The sequence below is a fragment of the Pseudomonas spirodelae genome (genome assembly GCF_034653255.1).
In the GTDB taxonomy this organism is placed as follows: domain Bacteria; phylum Pseudomonadota; class Gammaproteobacteria; order Pseudomonadales; family Pseudomonadaceae; genus Aquipseudomonas; species Aquipseudomonas spirodelae.
On record NZ_JAYEET010000055.1, the window covers coordinates 113,426 to 137,894 of the forward strand.

At 61.0% G+C, this 24,469-nt stretch carries 23 protein-coding genes; 10 read left to right on the forward strand and 13 right to left on the reverse strand.

All coding sequences use genetic code 11. The features are described from left to right. Positions 1–2: 2 nt before the first annotated feature. On the reverse strand, positions 3–2,615 hold the full coding sequence (gene leuS / locus SOP97_RS18555) for a leucine--tRNA ligase (RefSeq protein ID WP_274086411.1): 2,613 nt from the start codon (positions 2,613–2,615) through the stop codon (positions 3–5). A gap of 198 nt (positions 2,616–2,813) precedes the next feature. Here leuS and SOP97_RS18560 point away from each other — a divergent pair, with 198 nt between their 5' ends. Together SOP97_RS18560 and SOP97_RS18565 are read left to right on the forward strand one after the other, a co-directional pair. Then, positions 2,814–3,257: a hypothetical protein gene (locus SOP97_RS18560; protein WP_274086410.1), complete on the forward strand. Its 444-nt coding sequence runs from the start codon at positions 2,814–2,816 to the stop codon at positions 3,255–3,257. A gap of 26 nt (positions 3,258–3,283) precedes the next feature. Next, positions 3,284–4,063, forward strand: coding sequence for a YdcF family protein (locus SOP97_RS18565; RefSeq protein ID WP_274086409.1), 780 nt, complete (start codon positions 3,284–3,286; stop codon positions 4,061–4,063). Between the two features lie 15 nt (positions 4,064–4,078). Here the strand turns inward: SOP97_RS18565 and SOP97_RS18570 are convergent, their stop codons facing one another. The 6 genes from SOP97_RS18570 to SOP97_RS18595 all read right to left on the reverse strand — a co-directional run bounded on the left by SOP97_RS18570 (position 4,079) and on the right by SOP97_RS18595 (position 10,917). Beyond that, positions 4,079–5,050: a peptide ABC transporter ATP-binding protein gene (locus SOP97_RS18570; RefSeq protein WP_274086408.1), complete on the reverse strand. Its 972-nt coding sequence runs from the start codon at positions 5,048–5,050 to the stop codon at positions 4,079–4,081. Beyond that, positions 5,050–6,024 carry an ABC transporter ATP-binding protein gene (locus SOP97_RS18575; RefSeq protein WP_274086407.1) on the reverse strand — a complete coding sequence of 325 codons (975 nt, stop codon included), beginning with the start codon at positions 6,022–6,024 and terminating at the stop codon, positions 5,050–5,052. Before SOP97_RS18575 ends, SOP97_RS18570 begins: the two co-directional genes overlap by 1 nt. Positions 6,025–6,171: 147 nt before the next feature. Continuing rightward, positions 6,172–7,083 (reverse strand): ABC transporter permease subunit, encoded by a 912-nt coding sequence (locus SOP97_RS18580; protein ID WP_274086405.1) that lies wholly within the window; start codon positions 7,081–7,083, stop codon positions 6,172–6,174. 152 nt (positions 7,084–7,235) lie between these two features. Next, positions 7,236–8,246: an ABC transporter permease subunit gene (locus SOP97_RS18585; protein WP_274086404.1), complete on the reverse strand. Its 1,011-nt coding sequence runs from the start codon at positions 8,244–8,246 to the stop codon at positions 7,236–7,238. 120 nt (positions 8,247–8,366) lie between these two features. Further along, a complete protein-coding gene (locus SOP97_RS18590) occupies positions 8,367–9,965 on the reverse strand; it encodes an ABC transporter substrate-binding protein (protein WP_274086403.1) in 1,599 nt (532 codons plus the stop codon). 223 nt (positions 9,966–10,188) lie between these two features. Then, positions 10,189–10,917 carry an SIMPL domain-containing protein gene (locus tag SOP97_RS18595; RefSeq protein WP_274086402.1) on the reverse strand — a complete coding sequence of 243 codons (729 nt, stop codon included), beginning with the start codon at positions 10,915–10,917 and terminating at the stop codon, positions 10,189–10,191. Positions 10,918–11,191: 274 nt separating this feature from the next. On the opposite strand from SOP97_RS18595, the gene SOP97_RS18600 reads away from it, so the two are divergent. The 3 genes from SOP97_RS18600 (at position 11,192) to SOP97_RS18610 (ending at position 14,064) form a co-directional block, all read left to right on the forward strand. After that, positions 11,192–12,445, forward strand: coding sequence for an ATP-binding protein (locus tag SOP97_RS18600; RefSeq protein ID WP_322950425.1), 1,254 nt, complete (start codon positions 11,192–11,194; stop codon positions 12,443–12,445). A 12-nt stretch (positions 12,446–12,457) separates the two neighbouring features. Continuing rightward, complete coding sequence (locus tag SOP97_RS18605; RefSeq protein ID WP_322950426.1) at positions 12,458–13,018, forward strand: response regulator transcription factor; 561 nt, start codon at positions 12,458–12,460, stop codon at positions 13,016–13,018. Positions 13,019–13,122: 104 nt separating this feature from the next. Further along, on the forward strand, positions 13,123–14,064 hold the full coding sequence (locus tag SOP97_RS18610) for an AEC family transporter (protein ID WP_322950427.1): 942 nt from the start codon (positions 13,123–13,125) through the stop codon (positions 14,062–14,064). A 70-nt stretch (positions 14,065–14,134) separates the two neighbouring features. Here SOP97_RS18610 and pcaC read toward each other — a convergent pair whose 3' ends face one another. From pcaC to gatC, 6 genes are all read right to left on the reverse strand, one after another. Further along, positions 14,135–14,512, reverse strand: coding sequence for a 4-carboxymuconolactone decarboxylase (gene pcaC, locus SOP97_RS18615; RefSeq protein ID WP_322950428.1), 378 nt, complete (start codon positions 14,510–14,512; stop codon positions 14,135–14,137). 23 nt (positions 14,513–14,535) lie between these two features. Next, entirely contained in the window at positions 14,536–15,627 is a 1,092-nt protein-coding gene (locus tag SOP97_RS18620; RefSeq protein WP_274086398.1) for a calcium/sodium antiporter, read from the reverse strand. 100 nt (positions 15,628–15,727) lie between these two features. Then, on the reverse strand, positions 15,728–16,099 hold the full coding sequence (locus SOP97_RS18625; protein WP_322950429.1) for a septal ring lytic transglycosylase RlpA family protein: 372 nt from the start codon (positions 16,097–16,099) through the stop codon (positions 15,728–15,730). Positions 16,100–16,226: 127 nt separating this feature from the next. Beyond that, entirely contained in the window at positions 16,227–17,672 is a 1,446-nt protein-coding gene (gatB, locus tag SOP97_RS18630; RefSeq protein WP_322950430.1) for an Asp-tRNA(Asn)/Glu-tRNA(Gln) amidotransferase subunit GatB, read from the reverse strand. Between the two features lie 11 nt (positions 17,673–17,683). Continuing rightward, positions 17,684–19,135 carry an Asp-tRNA(Asn)/Glu-tRNA(Gln) amidotransferase subunit GatA gene (gatA, locus tag SOP97_RS18635; protein WP_322950431.1) on the reverse strand — a complete coding sequence of 484 codons (1,452 nt, stop codon included), beginning with the start codon at positions 19,133–19,135 and terminating at the stop codon, positions 17,684–17,686. 15 nt (positions 19,136–19,150) lie between these two features. Further along, positions 19,151–19,438, reverse strand: a complete 288-nt coding sequence (gene gatC / locus SOP97_RS18640; protein WP_322950432.1) for an Asp-tRNA(Asn)/Glu-tRNA(Gln) amidotransferase subunit GatC — start codon at positions 19,436–19,438, stop codon at positions 19,151–19,153. A gap of 238 nt (positions 19,439–19,676) precedes the next feature. Here gatC and mreB point away from each other — a divergent pair, with 238 nt between their 5' ends. The 5 genes from mreB (at position 19,677) to rng (ending at position 24,466) form a co-directional block, all read left to right on the forward strand. After that, positions 19,677–20,717, forward strand: a complete 1,041-nt coding sequence (gene mreB, locus SOP97_RS18645; RefSeq protein WP_090243382.1) for a rod shape-determining protein MreB — start codon at positions 19,677–19,679, stop codon at positions 20,715–20,717. 183 nt (positions 20,718–20,900) lie between these two features. After that, positions 20,901–21,797 carry a rod shape-determining protein MreC gene (mreC, locus tag SOP97_RS18650; protein ID WP_411912090.1) on the forward strand — a complete coding sequence of 299 codons (897 nt, stop codon included), beginning with the start codon at positions 20,901–20,903 and terminating at the stop codon, positions 21,795–21,797. Then, positions 21,797–22,282, forward strand: coding sequence for a rod shape-determining protein MreD (gene mreD / locus SOP97_RS18655; protein WP_411912088.1), 486 nt, complete (start codon positions 21,797–21,799; stop codon positions 22,280–22,282). Before mreC ends, mreD begins: the two co-directional genes overlap by 1 nt. A 44-nt stretch (positions 22,283–22,326) precedes the next feature. Next, on the forward strand, positions 22,327–22,929 hold the full coding sequence (locus SOP97_RS18660; protein ID WP_322950433.1) for a Maf family protein: 603 nt from the start codon (positions 22,327–22,329) through the stop codon (positions 22,927–22,929). Positions 22,930–23,008: 79 nt separating this feature from the next. Next, entirely contained in the window at positions 23,009–24,466 is a 1,458-nt protein-coding gene (gene rng / locus SOP97_RS18665) for a ribonuclease G (RefSeq protein ID WP_274086391.1), read from the forward strand. Positions 24,467–24,469: the final 3 nt, after the last annotated feature.

Sequence of the window (24,469 nt, forward strand, 5' to 3'; positions counted from 1 at the left end):
AATCAGTTGGCTACGATGTTGACCAGTTTGCCCGGCACCACGATGACCTTGCGAATAGTCAGGCCTTCGGTGAAGCGCAGTACGCTCTCATTGCTGCGGGCGCTGGCCTCGACATCTTCGCGGCTGGCGCTGGCGGACACTTCGATCTGCCCGCGCAGCTTACCGTTGACCTGGATAACCAGGGTCAGGGTGTCCTGCACCAAGGCGGACTCGTCCACCTGCGGCCATGGCGTATCAATCATCACGCCATCGCGGCCCAGTTCCTGCCACAGCTGGTGGCTGATGTGCGGGGTAATGGGGGCCAGCAGTAGCGCCACAGTTTCCAGGCCTTCCTGCAGCAGGGCGCGGTCTTGGCTAGTGGCTTGCGAGGCTTTTTCCAGCACGTTCATCAGCGTCATTACCTGGGCAATGGCTGTGTTGAATTTGTGGTGCTGGCCAATGTCGATGCTCGACTGCTTGATCGCCAGGTGAATGGCGCGGCGCACGGCCTTCTGCTCGTCCGTCAGGCTGCTGAGGTCGAGTGCCTCTGCAGCGCCTTGGTTCACGTGGTTCTGCGCCAGGCGCCAGACGCGGCGCAGGAAGCGGTTAGCGCCTTCAACGCCGGCGTCAGACCATTCGCAGCTCATATCGGGCGGCGAGGCGAACATCATAAACAGGCGGCAGGTGTCGGCGCCGAACTGGTCGATCATCGACTGTGGGTCGACGCCGTTGTTCTTCGACTTGGACATCTTCTCGGTGCCACCGATTTCCACCGGCAGGCCGTCGGACTTCAATTTGGCGCTAATGACCTTGGCTTTGCTGTCACGTTCCAGCTCGACATCGGCTGGGTTGAACCAGTCTTTGCCGCCGTTATCCAGGGTGCGGTAGTAGGTGTCTGCCACCACCATGCCCTGGGTCAGCAGGTTTTTGAACGGCTCATTGGAGCTTACAAGACCTTCGTCGCGCATCAGCTTGTGGAAGAAGCGCGCATACAGCAGGTGCAAAATCGCGTGTTCGATGCCGCCGATGTACTGATCAACCGGCAGCCAATGGTTGGCTGCGGCCGGGTCGACCATACCGCCGGTGTAATGCGGCGAGGCGTAACGGGCGTAGTACCAGGACGATTCAACAAAGGTGTCCATGGTGTCGGTTTCGCGTTTGGCCGCTGCGCCGCATTTCGGGCAGCTGCATTCGTAGAACTCGGGCATGCGCGCCAGCGGGCTGCCGGCGCCATCCGGCACGACGTCTTCTGGCAGTACAACCGGCAACTGGTCTTCCGGCACCGGTACGTCACCACAGGTTTCGCAGTGGATGATCGGGATCGGGCAGCCCCAGTAACGCTGGCGGCTGATGCCCCAGTCACGCAGGCGGAACTGGGTCTTGCGCGCGCCATGCTCATTGGCTTCCAGATCCGCAACGATGGCATCAAACGCCGCGCTGAAATCGAGGTTGTCGTACTTGCCCGAGTTGATGGTGGTCAGCCCGGTTTTCTCGCCGTACCAGTCTTGCCAAAGGCTGGCGTCGTAGTCCTTGCCTTCGCCGGTATACACCTGGGTAACCGGTAGGCTGTACTTGTTGGCGAACTCGAAGTCGCGCTCATCGTGTGCCGGCACGGCCATCACTGCGCCTTCGCCGTAGCCCCACAACACGTAGTTGGCGACAAACACCGGCAGCTTGTCGCCGCTCAGCGGATGGATGACGAACTGGCCGGTGGCCACGCCCTTCTTCTCCATGGTGGCCATGTCGGCCTCGGCCACGGAGCCGCCTTTGCATTCTGCGATAAACGCGGCGATCGCCGCATTGCTCTCGGCGGCGCGCTGGGCCAGCGGATGCTCGGCTGCCACGGCGACGTAAGTCGCGCCCATCAAGGTGTCGGGGCGGGTGGTGTAGACCTTCAGCTGGCCGTCGATGCCGACGCTGGCGAGGTCGTAATCAAACACTACATCGGCGCCGAAGCTTTTGCCGATCCAGTTGCGCTGCATGGTCTTGACCTGTTCCGGCCAGCCATCCAGTTCGTCCAGACTGCTCAAGAGTTCTTCCGCGTAAGCGGTGATCTTGAAGTAGTACATGGGGATTTCGCGCTTCTCGATCAGCGCGCCGGAACGCCAGCCACGGCCGTCGATAACCTGCTCGTTGGCCAGAACGGTCTGGTCGACCGGGTCCCAGTTAACGCTGCCGTTCTTGCGGTAGATCACGCCTTTTTCGAACAGGCGCGTGAACAGCCACTGCTCCCAGCGGTAGTAATCCGGCTTGCAGGTGGTGACTTCACGGGTCCAGTCCACGGCCAGACCCAGGCTCTTGAGCTGGGTCTTCATGTACTCGATGTTTTCGTAGGTCCACTTGGCCGGGGCGACTTTGTTCTTCATCGCGGCGTTTTCCGCCGGCATACCAAAGGCGTCCCAGCCCATCGGCTGCAGCACATTCTTGCCCTGCATACGCTGATAGCGGGCGATCACGTCACCAATGGTGTAGTTGCGCACATGGCCCATGTGCAGTTTGCCGCTCGGGTAGGGGAACATCGACAGGCAATAGAAAGTCTCCTTGCCTGGTTGTTCACTCACTACAAAGGAATTCTGCGCATCCCAATGGGACTGCGCGGCGGCTTCGATTTCACGGGGCGAATACTGTTCTTGCATGGCTACCGGCGCTTGGAATGAGGGCTTGCGGGAAACGCCGTAGCATACATGAGCCCCGCTTACTCAGGGAAACCCTGATTAATCAGTGGCCTGTTGGCCTTGGTTGGGGTTTCGCCGTTTGTCGCCAGGGGCCGCTGGTTAAGGGGTGGCCGCTAAGCTTGAAGTATCGGGCGCAACGCTGCCCGCGTGAGGTGATAAATGGCAGAGTTAAGGCGCAGCGCACCGACTGGTGGGCCCTACGAGCGGCTGTTACAGCGCCTCGCTGTTGCATTGGATGAAGCCGACAATTTGAGTGCGCTGTCCACGCACCCGCTGCTTGATTTAGAACTGCGTGGTTTGACCGCTGCAGAGATGGAGCTGATTCGCGCTTACCTTGAGCGTGATCTGGACTGGCTGCGTGGCTGGCACGCCGCGGCTCAAGAAATGACCCAGATCGAGCAGTTTCAGAACACCCGCAAGTTAGCCCGAGGTGGGCATAAAACCGCAGCCGTGTTGCCCAGTCAGGTCAAGCCGCTGCGCAATCATCGTATGCAACTCTGCTGCGCCTTGTGTGGTGACGTAACGGGCTGGCAGTCAGGCCATGCGGTGCTGGCGTGCAAGACCTGCGGTTCGCAGTTGTTTCGCGTGCGTAATCCTCGCTAGGCTGCGCGCACCCTTGGAGGTGCTCGATGCCGATTCGCTACATCCTCAAACAGTTTTTTCTGCCGCCAGGCCTTTTCCTACTGTTGCTGCTGGCCGCTTGGTGGCTACGTCGCCGCTTTCCGCGCTTGGCGGCCGGCTGTTTGGTGCTCGGCTTAGGCGGCATGTGGCTGTTCAGCCTGCCGGTGGTGGTCGAGTATTCGGCGCGAATGCTGGAAACCGAGCTGGCCTTGAATGAGCCGCAATGGGCTGATTTGGCTCGGCACGCAGAGGTGGTTGTGGTGTTGGGCGGCGGGCGTGAGCTGGCTGACCCTGGCTGGGGCGCGGATCAACCCAGCCTGCTGGCGCTGGAGCGCGTGCGTTTCGCTGCGCGTCTGGCCAAGGCGTCGGGGTTGCCGCTGTTGACCACAGGCGGCCTGCACTATGGCGCGCCGCCCAGTGAGGCGGCCTTGATGGCTGAGGTGCTGGCGCGTGATTACGCGCTGCCGGTGCGTTGGCAGGAAGGCCTGAGTCGCACGACTTGGGAGAATGCGACCCACAGCGCCGAGCTACTCAAAGCCGCTGGTATTCATCGTGTGGTGCTGGTGACTCAGGCCTGGCATATGCCCAGGTCACGCTGGAGCTTCGAACAGGCTGGTTTGCAGGTGGTCAGCGCGCCCATGGGCTTTCTCGGTACGCCCAATGGACGCCCAGCCGGTGGCTGGCTGCCGGAAGGTAAGGCGGTATGGCAGAACGGCCTGCTGCTTAACGAGGCCGTTGGCGTGTTGGCTTATCGGCTGTTTTATCGGGGCCCCGCTGAGCAGAAATAAGCCCCGGTTTGCAGCCTAACTGTTGATCAACTCCGCATGGTGGCAAGCCACCTGCCGTGCATCCAGCAGGCGCAGGGCGGGCTGTTCAACCTGGCAGCGCTCATTGGCGTGCGGGCAGCGCTGATGAAAAGCGCAACCGCTGGGCGGTGACAGCGGGTTGGGCAGCTCGCCGCTGATCTTGATCTTCGGTTTGCTCGGGTTCGGGTGAATGGTCGGCGTCGCCGACAGCAGCGCCTGGGTGTATGGGTGCAGCGGGCGATTGTAAATCTGCTCACTGGGGCCCATCTCCACCGTGCGGCCGAGGTACATCACCAATACATCGTCGGCAACGTGGCGCACCACCGAGAGGTTGTGCGAGATAAACACGTAGCCGGTGTTGAACTGCTCCTGCAGGTCCATAAACAGGTTAAGCACCTGGGCCTGGATCGACACGTCCAGCGCCGAGGTCGGTTCATCCGCCACCAGCACCTTGGGTTGCAGCATCATCGCGCGGGCCAGGGCGATCCGCTGGCGCTGGCCGCCGGAGAACATATGCGGGTAGCGCTGGTAATGCTCAGGGCGCAGGCCGACCTGCTGCATCATTGCCTGCACCCGCTCGCGCCGTTCCAGCCGCGACAGCTGAGTGTTGATCAACAGTGGTTCGCCGAGCTGGTCGCCGACCTTCTGCCGCGGGTTGAGCGAGGCGTAGGGGTTTTGAAAGACCATCTGTACATCGCGGCGCAGTTGCTTGCGCTGCGCTTTATTGGCACCGGTCACTTCCTGCCCGGCGATTTGCAGCGAGCCGGAGCTAGGCTTCTCGATCAGCGTCAGGGCGCGGGCCAGGGTGGATTTGCCGCAGCCAGACTCGCCGACCACCGCCAGAGTTTTGCCCGCTTGCAGTTCAAAGGACACGCCGTTGAGCGCCTGCACCTGGGCGTTGGGCTGGAACAACCCGCGGGAAATGTCGTAGTGGCGGGTGAGGTCGCGAGCAGTCAGAACGGCGCTCATCAGGCCACCTCCGCAGTCAGGTTGAGCGGGTAGAAGCAGCGCGCCGCGCCGCGTGCATGCGTATCCAGGCTTGGCCGCTGGTCGTGACAGCGAGGTTCGGCATAAGGGCAGCGCGGTGACAGCAGGCAGCCGGTTGGCCGGTCATAGCGGCCAGGGACAATGCCGGGCAGGGTGGTCAGGCGGCGCTGGCCCTGGCTGTGCTCAGGAATCGCCTTGAGCAGCGCTTCGGTATAGGGGTGCGTCGGGGTATCGAACAGCTGCGGCACGCTGCCGATTTCCACCGCTTGCCCGGCATACATCACGCAGACCCGTTGTGCGGTTTCGGCTACTACGGCGAGGTCATGGGTGATCAGGATCAGGCCCATGTCCTGTTCGCGTTGCAGCCCGACCAGCAGCTCCATGATCTGCGCTTGGATGGTCACATCCAGCGCCGTGGTCGGCTCGTCGGCAATCAGCAGTTTCGGTTCGGCGGCAATCGCCATGGCAATCGCCACGCGTTGGCTCATACCGCCGGAGAGTTGATGCGGGTAAGCATTCAGGCGGCTGGCGGCGGCGGGGATTTCCACCCGGTCGAGCAGTTGCAGCGCGCGCTGGCGAGCGGCCTGGCCTTTGAGGTGTAGGTGCTGACGCAGCACTTCCTCGATCTGATAACCCACGGTAAAACTGGGGTTGAGGGCGGTCATGGGGTCCTGGAAAACCATCGATAGGTCTTTGCCGACGATATGCCGTCGCTGCCGTCCTTTGAGGCGCAGCATGTCGGTGCCATCGAATTGCAGGCTGTCTGCCGTGACGATGCCGGGCGCGTCAACCAGGCCCATCAGCGCCAGCATGGTCACTGATTTACCCGAACCGGATTCACCGACAATCGCCAGCACTTCACCCTTGGCCACGCTCAGGTCGAGGCCGTCGACTACGGGTGCCGCGCCAGCGCCGCCGAAGCGCACGGACAGGTTCTTGATATCCAGTAAGCTCATGCGGCGGTCTCCGGGCGTGCATTCGGACGCCGGTAGGATGGGTTGAGTCGTGCGATACCCATGCTGTTGGTCGAGCGGCGATGATGGGTGTCGCTGTGCTCTACCCATCCTACGAAATGTTCTGCAGGGTGGCTCATGCTCGTCTCCTCACTGCGCATTTTTCAGCTTAGGGTCGAGTGCATCACGCAGCCCGTCGCCCATCAGATTGATTGCCAGCACGCTGAGCAGAATGGTCAAGCCGGGCAGGCTGACCACCCACCAGGCGCGTTCGATGTAGTCGCGCGCTGAGGCCAGCATGGTGCCCCACTCAGGCGTTGGCGGTTGTACGCCGAGGCCGAGAAAGCCCAGGGCTGCGGCATCGAGAATGGCCGAAGAGAAACTCAGGGTGGCCTGCACAATCAGCGGTGCCATGCAGTTGGGCAGCACGGTGATAAACATCAGCCGCGGCAGGCTGGCACCGGCCAGGCGCGAGGCGGTGACGTAATCGCGGTTCAGCTCGCCCATCACTGCGGCGCGGGTCAGGCGGACGTAGGAAGGCAGCGAGACGATGGCGATGGCGAAGATGGTATTGATCAGCCCCGGGCCGAGGATGGCGACGATGGCCACCGCCAGCAGCAAGGATGGCAGGGCCAGCATGATGTCCATCAGGCGCATGATCGACGGGCCAAGCAGTCGCGGAAAGAAGCCAGCAACCAGGCCCATGAGAATGCCGGGGATCAGCGACATCAGCACCGAGGCCAGACCAATCAGCAACGACAGCCGCGCACCATGGATTAGCCGCGAGAGCAGGTCGCGGCCGACTTCATCGGTGCCCAGTAGGAATTGCACTTGACCGCCCTCCAGCCAGGCCGGCGGGGTCAACATAAAGTCGCGGTATTGCTCGCTGGGGTCGTGCGGGGCGATCCACGGCGCAAACAGCGCGCAGATCACCAGCAAAATCATAAACAGCAGGCCGGCGACCGCGCCTTTGTTGTGGGCAAAGGCTTGCCAGAACTCTTTGAGTGGCGAGGGGTAGAGCAGGCTCTGGTCGAGAGTGGTGCTTAGGGTTTCAGTTGTCATAGTGGGCTCCGTAGAACCTGTACATGGCCTCGCGAGCTAGCGCGAGACAAGGAAAAAGCGGCTGAGGAAGCGGAGTGTGCTGTTGCACATGAGCATTCCGAAGCTGGTTTTGACGCGGTATCGCCGACGCGTAGCAGGCCATGGGTAGGTTCTTAGCGCTGATGGCGAATGCGTGGGTTGGCCAATCCATAAAGGATGTCCACCACGAAGTTGACCAAGATCACCAGGCAAGCGATCAGCAGAATGCCGTTCTGCACCACTGGATAATCGCGCGCGCCGATCGATTCGATCAGCCATTTGCCGATGCCCGGCCAGGAGAAAATGGTTTCGGTCAGCACCGCGCCGGCCAGCAATGCGCCGACTTGCAGGCCGAAGACCGTTAGCACTGGGATCAGTGCGTTACGCAGGCCATGGACAAACACCACGCGGGCTGGCGATAGGCCCTTGGCGCGGGCCGTGCGCACATAGTCCTCGCGCAGCACTTCGAGCATCGCCGAGCGGGTCATGCGGGCGATCACCGCGAGCGGGATGGTGCCGAGCACAATGGCCGGCAGAATCAGGTGGTGCAGGGCATCGGCAAAGGCACCGGGTTCATCGGCCAACAGGGTATCGATCAGCATAAAGCCGGTGACCGGCGGGATGTCGTACAGCAGGTCGATGCGCCCGGATACTGGCGTCCAGCCCAGCCAGACCGAGAAAAACATGATCAACAGCAGGCCCCACCAGAAAATCGGCATGGAGTAGCCGGCGAGCGAAATGCCCATCACTCCGTGGTCAAATAATGAGCCGCGCTTGAGGGCGGCGATCACCCCGGCGATCAGGCCCAGGGTGCCGGCAAATAACAGGGCGGCCAGGGCCAGCTCCACGGTGGCGGGGAACAGTGTGGTGAATTCATCCCAGACACTGGTGCGGGTGCGCAGCGATTCGCCCAGATCACCCTGGGCCAGTTGGCCGATGTAGTCGAAATACTGGGCATACAGCGGTTTGTTCAGGCCCAAGCGTTCCATGGCCTCGGCGTGCAGCACCGGGTCGACGCGGCGCTCACCCATCATCACTTCCACCGGGTCGCCGGGAATCATGCGGATCAGCGCGAAGGTCAGCAGGGTGACGCCGAAAAAGGTGGGGATCAGCAGCCCCAAACGTCGGGCAATAAAAGACAGCATGCGAATGGGTGCTCCAGTGCGCGCCTGGCTGCAATGGCTGGGCGCTGTTATGCGGTATTTACAGGTGGTGCTCGGTTGGCGAGGGGCTAAACCGCCCGCCAACCGACGTGTTGCGTGTACTTACTTAACGCCGACGCCGTAGAACGAGTTCAACGCAAACGGGCTGATCCTGAAGTCCACAACCTTGTTGCTCATTGGCTGGTAGACCGTGGAGTGGGCGATCGGTGTGATCGGCACTTCACGTTTGAGGATCACCTGGGCTTGCTTGTACAGCTCGGTGCGCTCGGCGGTGTCGGTCACGCGCTTGGCGGCTTTCACCAGCTTGTCGTAGTCGGCATCACACCACTTGGAGAAGTTGTTGCCGTCTACCGCATCACAGCCATACAGGGTGCCCAACCAGTTGTCCGGGTCACCGTTGTCGCCGCTCCAGCCGATCAGCATGGCGTCGTGTTCGCCGGCCTTGGCGCGTTTGAGGTATTCGCCCCATTCGTAGGTGACGATCTTGGCCTTGATGCCCACTTTGGCCCAGTCGCTTTGCAGCATCTCGGCCATTAGTTTGGCGTTGGGATTATACGGACGCTGCACCGGCATGGCCCACAGGGTGATCTCGGTGCCTTCCTTGACGCCGGCGGCCTTGAGCAGCGCCTTGGCTTTTTCCGGGTCGTAGGCCGGGTCTTTGATGCTGTCGTTGTACGACCACTGGGTCGGCGGCATGCCGCTGACGGCCAGCTGACCGGCGCTCTGGTAAACCGCGTCGATGATCCCTTGTTTGTTCACCGCCATGTCCAGCGCCTGGCGCACTTCGAGTTTGTCGAACGGTGGGTGGGTGACGTTATAAGCGATATAGCCGACGTTGAACCCGGCCTGCTCTGGCATGACCAGGTTCGGGTCTTTTTTCAGGGCGTCCAGATCTGCCGGGCGTGGGAATAGGGTGACCTGGCATTCGCCGGCCTTGAGCTTTTGCATGCGCACTGAGGCGTCGGTGTTGATGGCGAAGATCAGGTTGTCGATCTTCACCTCATCCGGCTGCCAGTATTCCTTGTTGCCCTTGAAGCGAATCACCGCGTCTTTCTGGTAACGGCTGAACACGAAAGGGCCGGTGCCGATGGGCTTCTGGTTGATGTCGGCGGCCTTGCCGGCCTTGAGCAGCTGGTCGGCGTACTCGGCGGATTGGATCGAAGCAAAACTCATCGCCAGGTTCTGGATAAAGGCGGCGTCCACTTCGTTGAGGCTGAACCGGACTGTCATGTCGTCGAGTTTTTCGATCTTGGCGATATTGGCGTCCATGCCCATGTCGGTGAAGTAGGGAAACTCCGACGGGTAGGCTTTGCGGAAGGGATGGTCGGTGTTGAGCATGCGCTGGAAGGTGAATAGCACGTCATCGGCGTTGAAGGTGCGGCTCGGCGTGAAGTATTCGGTGGTATGGAATTTCACGTTCGGGCGCAGGTGGAAGGTGTAGCTCAGGCCGTCTTCACTGATGTCCCACTTCTCGGCCAGGCCGGGGATCACTGCGGTGCCGCCACGCTCGAACTGGCTCAGGCGGTTGAACACGGTTTCCGCTGCAGCATCGAAGTCGGTGCCGGTGGTGTACAGGCCAGGATCGAACCCGGCGGGGCTGCCTTCGGAGCAGAACACCAGGTTGCCGGCAGCGCTGGCAAGCGGGGTGCTGGCGATCAGCCCAGCGGCGAGTAGAGCCTGGATGACGGCATTCTTACGCATAGTGACCTCATGGTTATTGTGGTTGTGATCCTGAGGGGGCTCTTGTGGAGACCTTGGGTGAAGCTATGCAGGCCACATGCCGACGGCAAGCGGCATGTGGTTGTTAGAGCAGGAATGGCGGTGCAGCACTATGTGGGTGTCGCATTTTTATAAGTGTGGGCTGAAAACATTGCAAAGCGCCGCTATCGTCGGGTAACGGCGCTGCTTCTGTTTGTAGCAGATGTCAGGGCATCTGCACCTCGATCACCCCATCGGCATTAATGTTCACCTGGCTGGTGCCGGCTTCGATCTCTGGCGTAACCGCGGCATCCATCATGGCGGCGCCTTTCATCATTTCCATGCGCATCGGCATCGGGCGTTGGAAACCGCCCGTGTTCAGGTTCAGGCTGACCAGTTTGTAGCCGCTGCCGCCCAGGGCTTTGGTGGCCAGTTGAGCGCGTGCTTTAAACGCTGCGACGGCATCTTTGAGCAGCGCATCTTCGCGGGTTTTGCGGGTGTCGTCGGCAATGCTGAAATTCATCCCCCCCATCTTCAGGGTTTGCAGCATTTCTCCGGTGAGTGTGGACAGAGTGCTGAAGTCCGCACTTTCCAGGCGCAGTTCGGCGCGTTCGCGCCAGGCAGTGATTTTCTGGCCCTTATCATCGCCCTTGTTTTCAGAATAAATCGGATAACTGTTGCGGCTGCCCGAGGCGACGCTGACGCCTTTGACCTTGCGCGCCTGAGCGATGCTGGCATTCAGGGTCTTGCTGATCTGTGCGGCAAGGGCGGCTGGGTCGCTGTCTTGGGCTTCCGTGTAGAGGGTGACGTGCATCAGGTCGTGGGCGATTTCCTGATTAACCTCGGCGCGCAGCGCGACCTGGTTATAACGTGCGTCTTCGGCCATGGCGGTGGTACTCAGTAAGGTGGCGGCGCTTAGCAGAAAGGCGGTGGCGATGCGGGATAACGGCAGCATGACGATTCCTTTAAATGATGGGCGCATGGGCTATGCGCAGCTTTCCAGAGGGTAGACGTAGCTATCTGACTAGGCGGGTTAAGCCAGGTTCCACTTTTTAGAGTCTGCCTAAGATCTGCTGCGCGTAGGCGGTACTGCGTTAGAAGTGGCCCTAGCTCGCGCTCGCTGAAACAGCTGCTCGCGCGTGCATGTGCTGCGGCGCGTTGCCGCAGTTGGGCGGGTAGCGGCTTGGTTATACTTTCGCGGCTCGCTGAATGAGCATCTTGGAGATTCTATGCTCGCACCTGTGCAGCTACTGTCGGCGAGCCGGCAAAACCTCTGGCGCCTGACCCTGATCCGCATTCTAGTGCTGGCGGCGCAGGCGGGTTCCGTGGGACTGGCTTACAAATCTGGCGCATTACCGCTGCCCTGGCTGGAGCTGAGCGTCACTCTGGGCGTCTCTCTGGTGCTGTGTCTGCTCACGGCGTTGCGTCTGCGCGGGCCGTGGCCGGTGACTGAGCAGGAATACGCCGCGCAACTGGCTTGCGACCTGATTATCCACAGCGTGTTGCTGTACTACTCCGGTGGCTCGACCAACCCTTTTGTCTCCTATTACCTTGTGCCGCTGACTATCGCCGCGGCCACCTTGCCCTGGCTCTACACCATTACCTTGTCTGGCCTGGCGCTGGGCGGTTACACCTTTCTGCTGGTGTGGTCGCACCCGCTGGCGTTGCCGACAGGCCCACGGGAAAGCTTGCTGATCTACGGCATGTGGCTGAGCTTTGCCTTGGCCGCCGGGTTGATCACCTTTTTTGTGGCGAAGATGGCCGAAGAGCTGCGTCAGCAGGAAGAACTGCGCGCTGATCGTCGTGAGGAAGGCCTGCGTGATCAGCAGTTACTGGCGGTGGCCACCCAGGCCGCCGGTGCGGCGCACGAGCTGGGCACACCATTGGCGACCATGAGCGTGCTGATTAAAGAGCTGCGCCGCGAACATCAAGAACCGATGCTGCAAGAAGACCTCGCCGTGCTGCAGGAGCAGGTCAAGCTGTGCAAGGAAACCCTGCAGCAGCTGGTGCGCGCCGCTGAGGCGGATCGGCGTCAGGCGGTGGTCGAGTTGTCCTCGGTGGAGTGGTTGGAAACCACCCTCAACCGTTGGCACCTGATGCGCCCAGAAGCCAGCTATCGCTATCAATGTCTGGGTCGTGGCACGCCACCGAAGATGATGCCGCCGGCCGACTTGACCCAGGCGTTGCTCAATTTGCTGAACAACGCCGCCGATGCCTGCCCGGACAAATTGGATATCCGCCTGGACTGGGATCACCAGTGGCTGCGCCTGAGTATCCGCGACTTCGGTGCCGGCGTGCCGCTGGCGATTGCCGAGCAGCTGGGGCGGCCGTTCTTTACCACGAAAGGCAAGGGCTTCGGTTTGGGTTTGTTCCTTAGTCAGGCCAGCGTCACCCGTGCCGGCGGTACGGTTAAACTGTATAACCACGAAGAAGGCGGCACGCTCACCGAGCTGAAGTTGCCGCGCGCCTATGGCCGAAGCTAAGGAAATACCCGAATGAGCGATGAAGTGCTGTTCGAAGGTGAAGAACAACCGCACCTGCTGTTGGTTGATGATGACCCCACCTTCACCCGCGTGATGGCGCGCGCCATGAGCCGTCGTGGCCTGCGGGTTTCCACCGCCGGCTCGGCCGAAGAAGGCCTGGCAATGGCCGAGCAGGATTTGCCGGATTACGCGGTGGTCGACCTGAAAATGGAAGGCGACTCCGGCCTGGTGCTGCTGCCCAAGCTGCTGGAGCTGGATGCCGAGATGCGCGTGGTGATTCTCACCGGCTATTCGAGCATCGCTACTGCGGTGGAGGCAATCAAGCGCGGCGCCTGCAACTACCTGTGCAAGCCTGCCGATGCCGATGACGTACTGGCTGCGCTGCTCACCCAGCATGCCGATCTGGACACCCTGGTGCCGGAAAATCCCATGTCGGTGGACCGCCTGCAGTGGGAGCATATCCAGCGCGTGCTCAGCGAACATGAAGGCAATATCTCCGCCACGGCCCGCGCTCTGGGCATGCACCGGCGCACCTTGCAACGCAAACTGCAGAAGCGCCCGGTTCGGCGCTAGGCGCTGCGGGCGTATTTTTACGGCATGAAAGGCTGTTGAAAGCTTTCTGCTAAGCGACCTTGCTATCATTAGCCCCCTAACTAAGTGGCTCGTCAGGGGCTGTCATGCTTGCCATCGTTCAGCAAACCATCGGCGTTACCGCGCCAGTCTTCTCCATGCTGTTTCTCGGCGTGGCACTCAAGCGCTTCGGGTTGATTGATGCGGCGTTTATCAACACCGCCTCGACGCTGGTGTTTCGCGGCACTCTGCCGACTCTGCTGTTTCTCGGCATCATCAAGGCGGACCTAAGCACCGCGTTGCAGCCGGCACTGCTGTTGTACTTTGTGCTGGCCACCCTGGGGTGCTTCCTGCTGGCGTGGGGCTGGTCAATCGTGCGCTGCCCCGAGGCGGATCGCGGTATCTACACCCAGGGCGCCTTTCGCGGCAATAACGGCATTGTCGGGCTGGCGCTGGCCACCAGTATGTATGGCGATTATGGGCTGTCGGTCGGTGCCGTGCTCGGCGGCGTGGTGATCCTCAGTTACAACGTCTTGTCGGCCATCATCCTGGCGATTTATAGCCCACAGGCGAAGACCGATGTCTGGAGCCTGAGCAAGAGCATTGCCAGCAATCCGCTGATCATTGGTGTGCTGCTGGCGATTCCTATTGCCGCGTGGCACATCCCACTGCCCGAGTGGCTGCTGACCTCCGGTGGTTACTTTGCGCAAATGAGCCTGCCGCTGGCGTTGATCTGTATTGGCGGCACGCTGACCCTGGATTCCCTGCGACAAGGCAGTGGCATGGCCGTCAGCTCAAGCTTAATGAAAGTGCTCTGGTTGCCGTTCCTGGCTACACTGGGCGCGGTGCTGTGCGGTTTTCGCGGCGCCGACCTGGGCATTCTGTTTTTATATTTTGTCAGCCCGACGGCGGCGGCCAGCTTTGTCATGGCCAAAGCGGTGGGCGCTAACTATCAGTTGGCCGCCGCGATTATTGTGATCACCACGCTGGCGTCGGTCATCAGTACCAACCTGGGGTTGTTGGCCTTGCAGTGGGTGGGCTGGATCTAGCGCTGTTGGCGGGCCTAGCGCAGGTACAAAAAAAGCCGACGTTTGCGTCGGCTTTTTGCTGTTCAGGCGTTCAGACGTTCTGGAAGTCGTCGATCACTTCCTGCGCTGCGCGGAAGGCGTCGATGGCGGCGGGGACGCCGGCATACACCGCGCAGTGCAGCAGGGTTTCGCGGATTTCTTCTACGGTGCAGCCGTTGTTCAGTGCGCCACGCACATGGCCCTTGAGTTCCTGCGGGCACTTCAGCGCCGTCAGTGCCGACAGAGTGATCAGGCTACGGGTCTTACGGTCCAGGCCTTCGCGGGTCCAGACGCCACCCCAGGCGTGCTGGTTAACGAAGTCCTGCAGCGGCTGGGTAAAGTCGCTGGCGTTGTTCAGGGCGCGGTCGACAAAGGCGTCGCCCATTACTTCGCGGCGGACCTTCAGGCCCTGTTCGTGGCTGTCACTCATGCGGCTCTTCTCCTAATGGCCCCTCAGGCTTTCTGCTTGTGCCAGGCGCGTCCGGCAATGATCACCAGAGTCACGGCGGTCAGTGGCAAGGCATAACCCAGCATGGCCTCACCGAAGACCTCGGCGAACGGCTTGCCAGTCGACGACAGCACCAGGTAAACCGTGTAGGCCACGTAGTAGGCCAGGAACAGCAAGCCTTCCCAGCGGTTGATGCGGTAACCGGCGAAGAAAATTGGCAGGCAGGCCACGGCCACGGCGATCATCACCGGGAAGTCGAAGGCCAGGGCGTTGGCCGCCACATTGATCGCCTGCGGCGAGACCATCGAGGCCAGGCCGAGCACGCACAGCAGGTTGAAGATGTTGCTGCCCACGATATTGCCCACGGCGATGTCGCGCTCGCCCTTGATGGCCGCCATGATCGAGGTCGCCAACTCCGGCAGTGAGGTGCCAATAGCCACCACGGTCAGGCCGATCACCAGCTCCGAGATGCCCAGGGCGCGGGCCATGGTGACGGCGCTCTCGACCAGGAAGTTCGAGCCTGTGACCAGCAGCACCAGGCCGGCAATGATCAGGCCCAGGTTGATCGCCCAGGCATAGGGCTTGGCCGGCTCATCAAGGCCGAATTCCTTGGCAAACTCGTCATCCTCGGCGACAGCGCTCTTGTCGCGGCGCGAACTGATGATCAGGAAGCCGGTGTAAGCCAGCACGCCAGCAAACAGCAGGGCGCCATCGAGGCGGCTGAGGCTGCCATCCCAGGCCAGAGCATACACCACCAGGCTGGCGCCGATCATGATCGGGACGTCCAGGCGGATCAGCTGGCGCGAGACGATCAGCGGTGCAACCACCGCGGTCAGGCCGAGAATCAGCAGGACGTTGGCGATATTGCTGCCGATTACGTTACCAATCGCCAGGTCGCCGCTGCTATTGAAGGCGGCTTGCACGCTGACGGCGGTTTCCGGCGCGCTGGTACCAAATGCCACCACAGTGAGGCCGATGATCAGCGGCGGAATGCCGAATTGTGCGGCCAGTTTGGCAGCGCCGCGTACCAGCACTTCAGCGCCGGCCACCAGCAGCACCAGGCCGGCGATCAGGTAAACAAAGGTCATCAAGGTCATTGCAGGGGGCTCCATAAAAGTGGCGCTAGTTTAATCATCGGCTTGCGTTGCGCCAGAGGCTAAACAGGGCTGTCCATGGCTTCTTTGTAAACAGCTGTGTTCAGTCGGACAATTGTTCTACGCGCACCGGCACCACGCCGTCACGCAGCATATCCAGCTGTTCGGCAGCTTTTTGCGAGAGGTCGATAATGCGCTTTTTGGCGTAAGGGCCGCGGTCGTTGATGCGCACCACCACGGTTTTGTCATTGCGCAAGTTAGTGACCTGTACGCGGCTGCCGAATGGCAGGCTACGGTGCGCGGCGGTCAGCGCGTGCTGGTCGAAACGCTCACCGCTGGCGGTTTTGTTGCCGTGATGGCGTGCGCCGTAATAGGACGCCTGGCCTTCGGCGCGATAACCGTTCGGATCAATTGTGCCCTGGGTGGCGCAGGCACTGAGCAGCAAGCTGGCGATGGCAATCAAGATCAGGCGCATAGAGTCTCCGCTGGATGGGGGTTAGGGGGCGCTGCGCTCTACCCGCCTTACGAACAAAACAACGCCGGGCGAACCCGGCGTTGTCGGTGCGGGCCGTCCATGGCCTGCGGTTTGGATGAGCGTCGGCTCAGCCTTCGAGCTTTTGCTTCAGCAGTTGGTTCACCTGGCCGGGGTTGGCCTTGCCTTTCGAGGCTTTCATCGCCTGGCCGACAAAGAAGCCGAACATCTTGCCGCGCTTGGCTTCATCGCTGGCGCGGTACTGTTCAACTTGCTCGGCGTTGGCCGCCAGTACGTCATCGAGCATGGCTTCGATGGCGCCGGAGTCGGTGACCTGTTTCAGGCCTTTGGCTTCGATAACCTGGTCAGCACTGCCTTCGCCGTTGGCCATGGCCTCGAAGACCATCTTGGCGATCTTGCCGCTGATGGTGTTGTCCTTGATGCGCAGGATCATCCCGCCCAGCTGCTCGGCGCTCACCGGCGACTGCTCGATGTCCAGGTTGTCCTTGTTGAGCAGGCTGGACAGCTCGCCCATCACCCAGTTGGCGGCCAGCTTGGCATCGCCACACACGGCGTTGACGGCCTCGAAGTAGTCGGCCAGTTCGCGGCTGGCGGCCAGTACGTCGGCGTCGTAGGCGGATAGGCCGAACTCGCTTTCAAAGCGTGCGCGTTTTTCGACTGGCAGTTCCGGCAGCGTGGCGCGTACTTCGTCGAGGAAGCTTTGCTCGATCACCACCGGCAGCAGGTCAGGGCAGGGGAAGTAACGGTAGTCGTTGGCTTCTTCCTTGCTGCGCATGGAGCGCGTCTGGTCCTTGTTCGGGTCGTACAGGCGGGTTTCCTGCACCACTTTGCCGCCGTCTTCGATCAGCTCTATCTGCCGCTGCACTTCGTGGTTGATGGCTTTTTCGATAAAGCGGAACGAGTTGACGTTCTTGATCTCGGCGCGGGTGCCGAACTCGGCCTGGCCTTTGGGGCGTACCGAGACGTTGCAGTCGCAGCGCAGCGAGCCTTCGGCCATGTTGCCGTCGCAGATGCTCAGATAGCGCACCAGCGCGTGGATGGCTTTGACATAGGCCACGGCTTCTTTGGCCGAGCGGATGTCCGGCTCGGAGACGATCTCCAGCAGCGGCGTGCCGGCACGGTTGAGGTCGATACCGCTCATGCCATGGAAGTCTTCGTGCAGGCTTTTGCCGGCGTCTTCTTCCAGGTGCGCACGGGTGATGCCGATGCGCTTCTGGCTGCCGTCTTCCAGGGTGATATCAAGGAAGCCCTTGCCGACGATGGGGTGATCCATCTGGCTGGTCTGATAGCCCTTGGGCAGGTCTGGGTAGAAGTAGTTTTTACGGGCGAAGATGTTGGTGCCGGCGATTTCAGCATCAATCGCCAGGCCGAATTTACAGGCCATGCGCACCGCTTCGGCGTTCAGTACCGGTAACGTGCCGGGCATGCCCAGGTCAATCAGGCTGGCCTGGGTGTTGGGCTCGGCACCAAAAGTGATGGCGCTGGCGGAGAAAATCTTCGATTGGGTGCTGAGCTGGGCGTGAATTTCCAGCCCGATTACGGTTTCCCATTGCATCTGTTTATTCCTCAGAAGCCAGTCGGCGCTTGTGTGTGCCAGTCAGTAACCTGTTGGTACTGGTGGGCGACGTTGAGCAAGCGGCCTTCCTGGAAGTAAGGGGCGAGCAGTTGCACACCGACCGGCAAGCCGTCGACGAAGCCCGCAGGCATCGACAAACCGGGGATGCCGGCCAGGTTGGCGGTGATGGTGTAGATATCTTCCAAGTAAGCCGCGACCGGATCGTTGTTCTTCTCGCCGAGCTTCCAGGCCAGGTTTGGCGTGGTTGGGCCGAGGATCACGTCGACGTCATTGAAGGCGGCGACAAAATCATTCTTGATCAGGCGGCGGATCTTCTGCGCTTTCAGGTAATACGCATCGTAGTAACCGGCGGACAGCGCGTAGGTGCCGACCATGATTCGGCGTTTTACTTCCGCGCCAAAGCCTTCGCCGCGCGAACGCTTGTACAGGTCTTCCAGGTTCACCGGGTTTTCGCAGCGATAGCCGAAGCGCACGCCGTCGAAGCGCGACAGGTTGCTGCTGGCTTCGGCTGGGGCTATCACGTAGTAGGCCGGAATGGCGTGCTGCATATTCGGCAGGCTGATTTCTTTAACGGTTGCGCCGAGCTTTTTCAGCTCGTCGACCACCGCCATGACTTTCTCGCCGATGCGAGCATCCAGGCCCGCGCCGAAGTACTCCTTCGGCAGGCCGATGCGCAGGCCGGCGAGTGGCTGAGTCAGTGCTGCCAGGTAGTCGTCGACCGGTTGATCAACGCTGGTGCTGTCCTTGGCATCGAAACCGGCCATGGCTTGCAGCATCAATGCGCAATCTTCAGCGGTGCGGGCCAGCGGGCCGCCTTGGTCGAGGCTGGAGGCGTAAGCGATCATGCCCCAGCGCGATACGCGGCCGTAAGTCGGCTTGATCCCGGTAAGGTTGGTCAGCGCCGCCGGCTGGCGGATCGAACCGCCGGTGTCGGTGCCGGTCGCGGCGGGGAGTAGGCGCGCTGCCACGGCAGCAGCCGAGCCGCCGCTGGAACCGCCCGGTACGCGAGTCAGATCCCAAGGGTTTTTCACCGCGCCATAGTGGCTGGACTCGTTGGCCGAACCCATGGCGAACTCGTCCATGTTCAGCTTGCCCAGGGTCACGCTACCGGCTGTCGCTAATTTCTCAACCACAGTGGCGTTATACGGGGCTTTGAAACCCGTGAGGATCTTCGAGGCGCAGCTGGTCAGCACGTCTTGGGTGCAGAACAGGTCTTTGTGGCCGATTGGGGCGCCGAGCAGTGCGCCGTTTTCGCCCGCGGCGCGGCGAGCGTCTGCGGCCTTGGCCTGGTTCAGCGCCAGTTCTTCGGTCACGGTAATAAAGCTGTTGAGCTGTGGGTCAAGCTGCTGAATACGCGCCAGCAGGCTGCGGGTCAGCTCTTCGGATGAAAATTGCTTGTCGGCGAGTGCGCGGGCGATCTCGGCCAGGGTCAGTTGATGCATGGCTAGGCGTTTCCCTTACTCGATGACTTGCGGGACCAGGTACAGACCGTTTTCTACGGCCGGAGCGATGGCCTGATAGGCGTCGCGCTGGTTGCGTTCGGTGACCTGGTCGGCGCGTAGGCGCTGAGTGGCTTCCAGTGGGTGAGCCAGTGGCTCGATGCCATCGGTATTGACGGCCTGCATCTGATCAATCAGGCCGAGAATGTTATTCAGCGTCTCGGTGGTACCCGGAATATCGGCTTCATTCAGGCCCAGTCGGGCCAGATGAGCGATTTTCTCCACGTCGGAGCGTTCAAGCGCCATCAGGTTTCTCCCTATATAAGGCTGCGCAGTGTTGGCTGCCTTTGGAAATGTGAGCGGGTCGCCATGCGCAAAAAACGCAGGGAACAGACAGTGACAGGTGGTGGTCAAAGGCCGCGATGATGGGCCGTAATGCCCGGAAAAGCGGCAATCTAACATATTGGTGCCTTGCTCAAAATCCCTGCCGTTGTTAGAGTTTGCCGCACTTTTTTACCCACGCGTTGCCTAGGGTCCCTATCCCATGTTCAAAAAACTGCGTGGCATGTTTTCCAGCGATCTTTCTATTGACCTGGGCACTGCCAATACCCTGATTTATGTCCGCGAGCGCGGCATCGTTTTGAACGAGCCGTCGGTCGTGGCTATTCGTACCAGCGCCAACAACCAGAAAAGCGTTGTGGCGGTCGGTACTGAAGCCAAGCGCATGCTCGGCCGTACGCCCGGTAACATCGCGGCCATCCGTCCGATGAAAGACGGTGTGATTGCCGATTTCAGCGTCTGCGAGAAGATGCTGCAGTACTTCATCAACAAGGTTCACGAAAACAGCTTCCTGCAGCCTTCGCCGCGCGTGCTGATCTGCGTACCGTGCAAATCCACCCAGGTTGAGCGTCGCGCGATCCGTGAGTCGGCCCTCGGCGCCGGTGCCCGCGAAGTGTTCCTGATCGAAGAACCAATGGCAGCAGCCATTGGTGCCGGCCTGCCGGTGGAAGAAGCCCGCGGTTCGATGGTTGTCGACATCGGTGGCGGCACCACGGAAATCGCCCTGATTTCCTTGAACGGTGTGGTTTACGCCGAGTCCGTGCGTGTCGGCGGTGACCGTTTCGACGAAGCCATCATTACCTATGTGCGCCGTAACTACGGTTCGCTGATCGGTGAATCCACCGCTGAGCGCATTAAGCAAGAAATCGGCACGGCCTACCCGGGCGGCGAGCTGCGTGAAGTCGATGTGCGCGGCCGTAACCTGGCTGAAGGAGTACCGCGCAGCTTCACCCTGAACTCCAATGAAGTGCTTGAGGCGCTGCAGGAATCTCTGGCGACCATCGTGCAGGCGGTCAAAAGCGCCCTGGAGCAATCGCCGCCGGAGCTGGCCTCCGACATCGCCGAGCGCGGCCTGGTCTTGACCGGTGGTGGCGCCCTGCTGCGTGACTTGGACAAGCTGCTTGCACAGGAAACTGGCTTGCCGGTGATCGTCGCCGAAGACCCGCTGACCTGCGTGGCACGCGGTGGCGGCAAGGCGCTGGAAATGATGGACCGCCACACCATGGACCTGCTGTCCTCGGAGTAAGGTGGCTGGTTAAACGCCCCGTGCAGCCCATACAGGTGCTGCACGCGTCGACCTTTCCTATTGAACCTAAGCTGCAACCGGGTATCTTCCCGCTTGCAGCTTTTGTTTGCTGCCTGATGCCGTGAGGAGCTGCCGATTAAACCGCTATTTGCCAAAGGACCTTCGCTGGGTGTGCGCCTGTTGGTGTTCACCGTGTTGTCGGCTGCGCTGATGGTGGTCGATGCGCGGTTCACCTGGCTGCAGCCGCTGCGTGCGCAATTGGGGCTGATCGTTGAGCCGATCTATTGGGCAGGTAGCTTGCCGGTAAGGGCGTGGGAGGGGGCAACGCAGGAGTTGAGCACGCGCAGTGAGTTGACTGCCGAGAATGAGCAACTCAAAGCCGAGCAGCTGATCATGCAGCGCCGCCTGCAGAAGCTGGCAGCCTTGACTGAGCAAAACGTGCGCCTGCGCGAGTTGCTCAACTCGGCCGCCTTGGTCGATGACGAAGTGCTAGCCACCGAGCTGATCGGCATCGACCCGAATCCCTTTACCCACCGCATCCTGATTGATAAAGGTGAGAAGGATGGCGTGGTCCTGGGCCAGCCGGTGCTCGATGCGCGCGGCCTGATGGGCCAGGTGGTCGAGGTCATGCCCTACACCTCGCGCGTGTTGTTGCTCACAGACACCACCCACAGCATTCCCGTGCAGGTTAATCGCAACGGCCTGCGCGCTATCGCCAGCGGCACCGGTAACCCCGAGCGCTTAGAGCTGCGACATGTGGCTGATACGGCGGATATCAAGGAAGGCGATTTGTTGGTCAGCTCCGGTATGGGCCAGCGCTTCCCGGCTGGTTATCCGGTGGCCACGGTCAGTGAAGTGATTCATGACTCTGGCCAGCCCTTTGCGATTGTACGGGCGGTGCCTACGGCGTCGCTCAACCGCAGCCGCTACATGCTGCTGGTGTTTACCGATCCGCGTAGCGCGGAGCAGCGCGCCACAGAGTCGGCGCAGGCGCAGGAAGCCCTGGACCGTGAAATTCTGCAGCAGGCACTCCCTGCGCAGCCTGCCGTACCCGCTAACCCGCCGGAGGCTGCGCAATAATGGTCGTGCGTGCAAATAATACTTGGGTTATCTGGCTGACCTTCGCCCTGGCGCTGCTGCTCAGTGTGTCGAGCATGCCGAAGTTTATGGAGTTGGGGCGGCCGCTCTGGCTGGCGCTGTTTCTGACCTACTGGGTGTTGGCATTGCCGCACCGTGTGGGCATGACCACGGCCTGGTGCATTGGCTTATTGGCGGATGTGCTGAACGGCAGTCTGCTTGGCCAAAATGCGTTAATCCTGACCCTGATTACCTTTTTGGTGCTGACCCTGCATCAGCGCTTGCGCATGTTCCCCATGTGGCAGCAAAGCACCGTGCTGCTGGTGGTGTTCGGCCTGGCGCAACTGGTGCAGCTGTGGTTGAACGCCCTGACGGGCAGCCGCCCACCGACCCTGGCGTTTGTCTTGCCGGCGCTGGTCAGTGCGTTGCTCTGGCCGTGGGTGTGCACGCTCCTGCGCGGCCTGCATAGACGTTTGGGTGTCAACTAAGCAGGCCATTCGGCCTTGCCTTTATCCGACAAGGAGATGTCTGCATGGCCACCCTCTATCTCGCCTCAGGATCACCGCGTCGACGTGAACTGTTGACGCAAATCGGCGTGTCCTATCTCACGTTAAGCGCTCCGGTGGATGAAAATACATTGCCAGACGAGTCGCCAATCGCCTATGTAGAGCGTCTGGCGCGAGCCAAAGCGCAAGCCGGGTTGGCTGCCCTGGCCGATACGCACGAGGCGGTTGTGCTCGGCGCTGATACGGCGGTGGTGCTCGATGGGCGGATTCTCGGTAAACCCGCGGATCGTGACGAGGCCCTGGCAACCCTCAGCGCGTTGTCCGGTCGCAGCCATGACGTGCTGACCGCAGTGGCGCTGGTCAGCCCTGAGCGGGTGGTGGCGCGGGTGGTCACCAGTCAGGTTACGTTCCGTGTGTTGAGTCAGGCTGAAATCGACGCCTATTGGGCCAGCGGTGAGCCGCAGGACAAGGCGGGGTGTTACGGTATTCAAGGGCTGGCGGCGGTGTTCGTCAGCCAGTTGCACGGCAGTTATTCAGCGGTAGTGGGTTTACCCTTGTGTGAGACGGCTGGATTGCTCGCAGAATTTGCTATTCCGTGCTGGCAGTCGCTGCCAGATCACAGTCAATAGGTTGCGGGTCGCGGGTGAGTGAGCGTGTTTATCGGCACTTATTCCGGGCTTTCAGCTTTATCTCAGAAGAGATGAGCGCATGAGTGAAGAGATCCTGATCAACATCACGCCAATGGAATCGCGCGTGGCGGTGGTAGAAAACGGCGTGCTGCAGGAAGTGCACGTTGAGCGCACGCAAAAGCGCGGTATCGTCGGCAATATCTACAAAGGTAAGGTAGTGCGCGTACTGCCGGGCATGCAGGCGGCCTTTGTCGATATCGGCCTGGAGCGTGCCGCGTTTATCCATGCCGCGGAAATCTCCAGCCGTGAAGGCCCAGCGGTGGAAAGCATCAGCGCCCTGGTGCATGAAGGGCAGAGTTTGGTGGTGCAGGTCACCAAAGACCCGATTGGCAGCAAGGGCGCGCGCCTGACCACCCAGTTGTCGATTCCATCACGTTACCTGGTGTACATGCCGCGCACCGCGCATGTGGGCATCTCGCTGAAAATCGAGGATGAGGCCGAGCGCGAGCGCCTCAAGCAGGTGGTGACCGATTGTGTGGCGGCCGAAGGTATTGAGGAGGCCGGTGGTTTTATTCTGCGTACCGCCGCCGATGGCGCCGGCGCCGATGAGATCCTCGCGGACATCCGTTACCTGCGCCGTCTGTGGGGGCAAATCGCCACGCAGATGAAGGTCGCTCCGACACCGCTGGTGATCTATGAGGACTTGAGCCTGGCGCTGCGTACCCTGCGCGACCTGGTTAATCCAAAAATCGAGAAAATCCGCGTCGACTCGCGTGAGACCTTCCAGAAAATTACCCAGTTCGTTGCTGAGCTAATGCCGGAAATTGCTGACCGTCTGGAGCATTACCCGGGCGAGCGGCCAATTTTTGATCTGTATGGCGTCGAAGGCGAAGTCCAGAAAGCCCTGGAACGTAAGGTGCCACTCAAGTCCGGTGGTTACCTGATCATTGATCCGGCCGAGGCGATGAGCACCATTGATGTGAACACCGGCGCGTTCGTCGGCCATCGCACGCTGGAAGAAACCATCTTCAAGACCAACCTGGAAGCCGCCACGGCGATTGCCCGACAGCTGCGCCTGCGCAATCTGGGCGGGATCATCATCATCGACTTCATCGACATGGAAGATGAAGAACACCAGCGTCAGGTGTTGCGCACCCTGGAGAAACAACTGGAGCGTGACCACGCCAAGACCAACATCATTGGCATCACCGAGCTGGGCCTGGTGCAGATGACCCGCAAACGCACCCGCGAAAGCCTCGAACAGGTGCTTTGTGAGCCGTGCAGCTGCTGCCAGGGGCGCGGCAAGCTGAAAACCGCAGAGACCACCTGCTACGAAATCTTCCGCGAGATTTTGCGCGAGGCGCGGGCCTATCAACCCGAAGGCTACCGCGTGCTGGCCAACCAGAAAGTGGTCGACCGCCTGCTCGATGAAGAGTCGGGCAATGTGGCTGATCTCGAGGCCTTTATCGGTCGCACCATCAAGTTTCAGGTCGAGACCATGTATTCCCAGGAGCAGTACGATGTGGTGTTGCTCTGATAT

Excerpts from the sequence above, each read along its gene's own strand:
- gatA (WP_322950431.1), bottom strand. The coding sequence starts at position 19,135 with ATGCATCAACTGACCCTGGCCGAGATCGCCCGCGCACTCGCCGACAAG.
- SOP97_RS18595 (WP_274086402.1), bottom strand. The coding sequence starts at position 10,917 with ATGCTGCCGTTATCCCGCATCGCCACCGCCTTTCTGCTAAGCGCCGCC.
- SOP97_RS18565 (WP_274086409.1), top strand. The coding sequence starts at position 3,284 with ATGCCGATTCGCTACATCCTCAAACAGTTTTTTCTGCCGCCAGGCCTT.
- mreD (WP_411912088.1), top strand. The coding sequence starts at position 21,797 with ATGGTCGTGCGTGCAAATAATACTTGGGTTATCTGGCTGACCTTCGCC.
- SOP97_RS18570 (WP_274086408.1), bottom strand. The coding sequence starts at position 5,050 with ATGAGCGCCGTTCTGACTGCTCGCGACCTCACCCGCCACTACGACATT.
- leuS (WP_274086411.1), bottom strand. The coding sequence starts at position 2,615 with ATGCAAGAACAGTATTCGCCCCGTGAAATCGAAGCCGCCGCGCAGTCC.
- SOP97_RS18620 (WP_274086398.1), bottom strand. The coding sequence starts at position 15,627 with ATGACCTTGATGACCTTTGTTTACCTGATCGCCGGCCTGGTGCTGCTG.
- SOP97_RS18560 (WP_274086410.1), top strand. The coding sequence starts at position 2,814 with ATGGCAGAGTTAAGGCGCAGCGCACCGACTGGTGGGCCCTACGAGCGG.
- SOP97_RS18575 (WP_274086407.1), bottom strand. The coding sequence starts at position 6,024 with ATGAGCTTACTGGATATCAAGAACCTGTCCGTGCGCTTCGGCGGCGCT.
- SOP97_RS18585 (WP_274086404.1), bottom strand. The coding sequence starts at position 8,246 with ATGCTGTCTTTTATTGCCCGACGTTTGGGGCTGCTGATCCCCACCTTT.
- SOP97_RS18625 (WP_322950429.1), bottom strand. The coding sequence starts at position 16,099 with ATGCGCCTGATCTTGATTGCCATCGCCAGCTTGCTGCTCAGTGCCTGC.
- SOP97_RS18580 (WP_274086405.1), bottom strand. The coding sequence starts at position 7,083 with ATGACAACTGAAACCCTAAGCACCACTCTCGACCAGAGCCTGCTCTAC.
- rng (WP_274086391.1), top strand. The coding sequence starts at position 23,009 with ATGAGTGAAGAGATCCTGATCAACATCACGCCAATGGAATCGCGCGTG.
- mreB (WP_090243382.1), top strand. The coding sequence starts at position 19,677 with ATGTTCAAAAAACTGCGTGGCATGTTTTCCAGCGATCTTTCTATTGAC.
- SOP97_RS18660 (WP_322950433.1), top strand. The coding sequence starts at position 22,327 with ATGGCCACCCTCTATCTCGCCTCAGGATCACCGCGTCGACGTGAACTG.
- SOP97_RS18590 (WP_274086403.1), bottom strand. The coding sequence starts at position 9,965 with ATGCGTAAGAATGCCGTCATCCAGGCTCTACTCGCCGCTGGGCTGATC.
- gatB (WP_322950430.1), bottom strand. The coding sequence starts at position 17,672 with ATGCAATGGGAAACCGTAATCGGGCTGGAAATTCACGCCCAGCTCAGC.
- SOP97_RS18600 (WP_322950425.1), top strand. The coding sequence starts at position 11,192 with ATGCTCGCACCTGTGCAGCTACTGTCGGCGAGCCGGCAAAACCTCTGG.
- pcaC (WP_322950428.1), bottom strand. The coding sequence starts at position 14,512 with ATGAGTGACAGCCACGAACAGGGCCTGAAGGTCCGCCGCGAAGTAATG.
- SOP97_RS18610 (WP_322950427.1), top strand. The coding sequence starts at position 13,123 with ATGCTTGCCATCGTTCAGCAAACCATCGGCGTTACCGCGCCAGTCTTC.
- gatC (WP_322950432.1), bottom strand. The coding sequence starts at position 19,438 with ATGGCGCTTGAACGCTCCGACGTGGAGAAAATCGCTCATCTGGCCCGA.
- SOP97_RS18605 (WP_322950426.1), top strand. The coding sequence starts at position 12,458 with ATGAGCGATGAAGTGCTGTTCGAAGGTGAAGAACAACCGCACCTGCTG.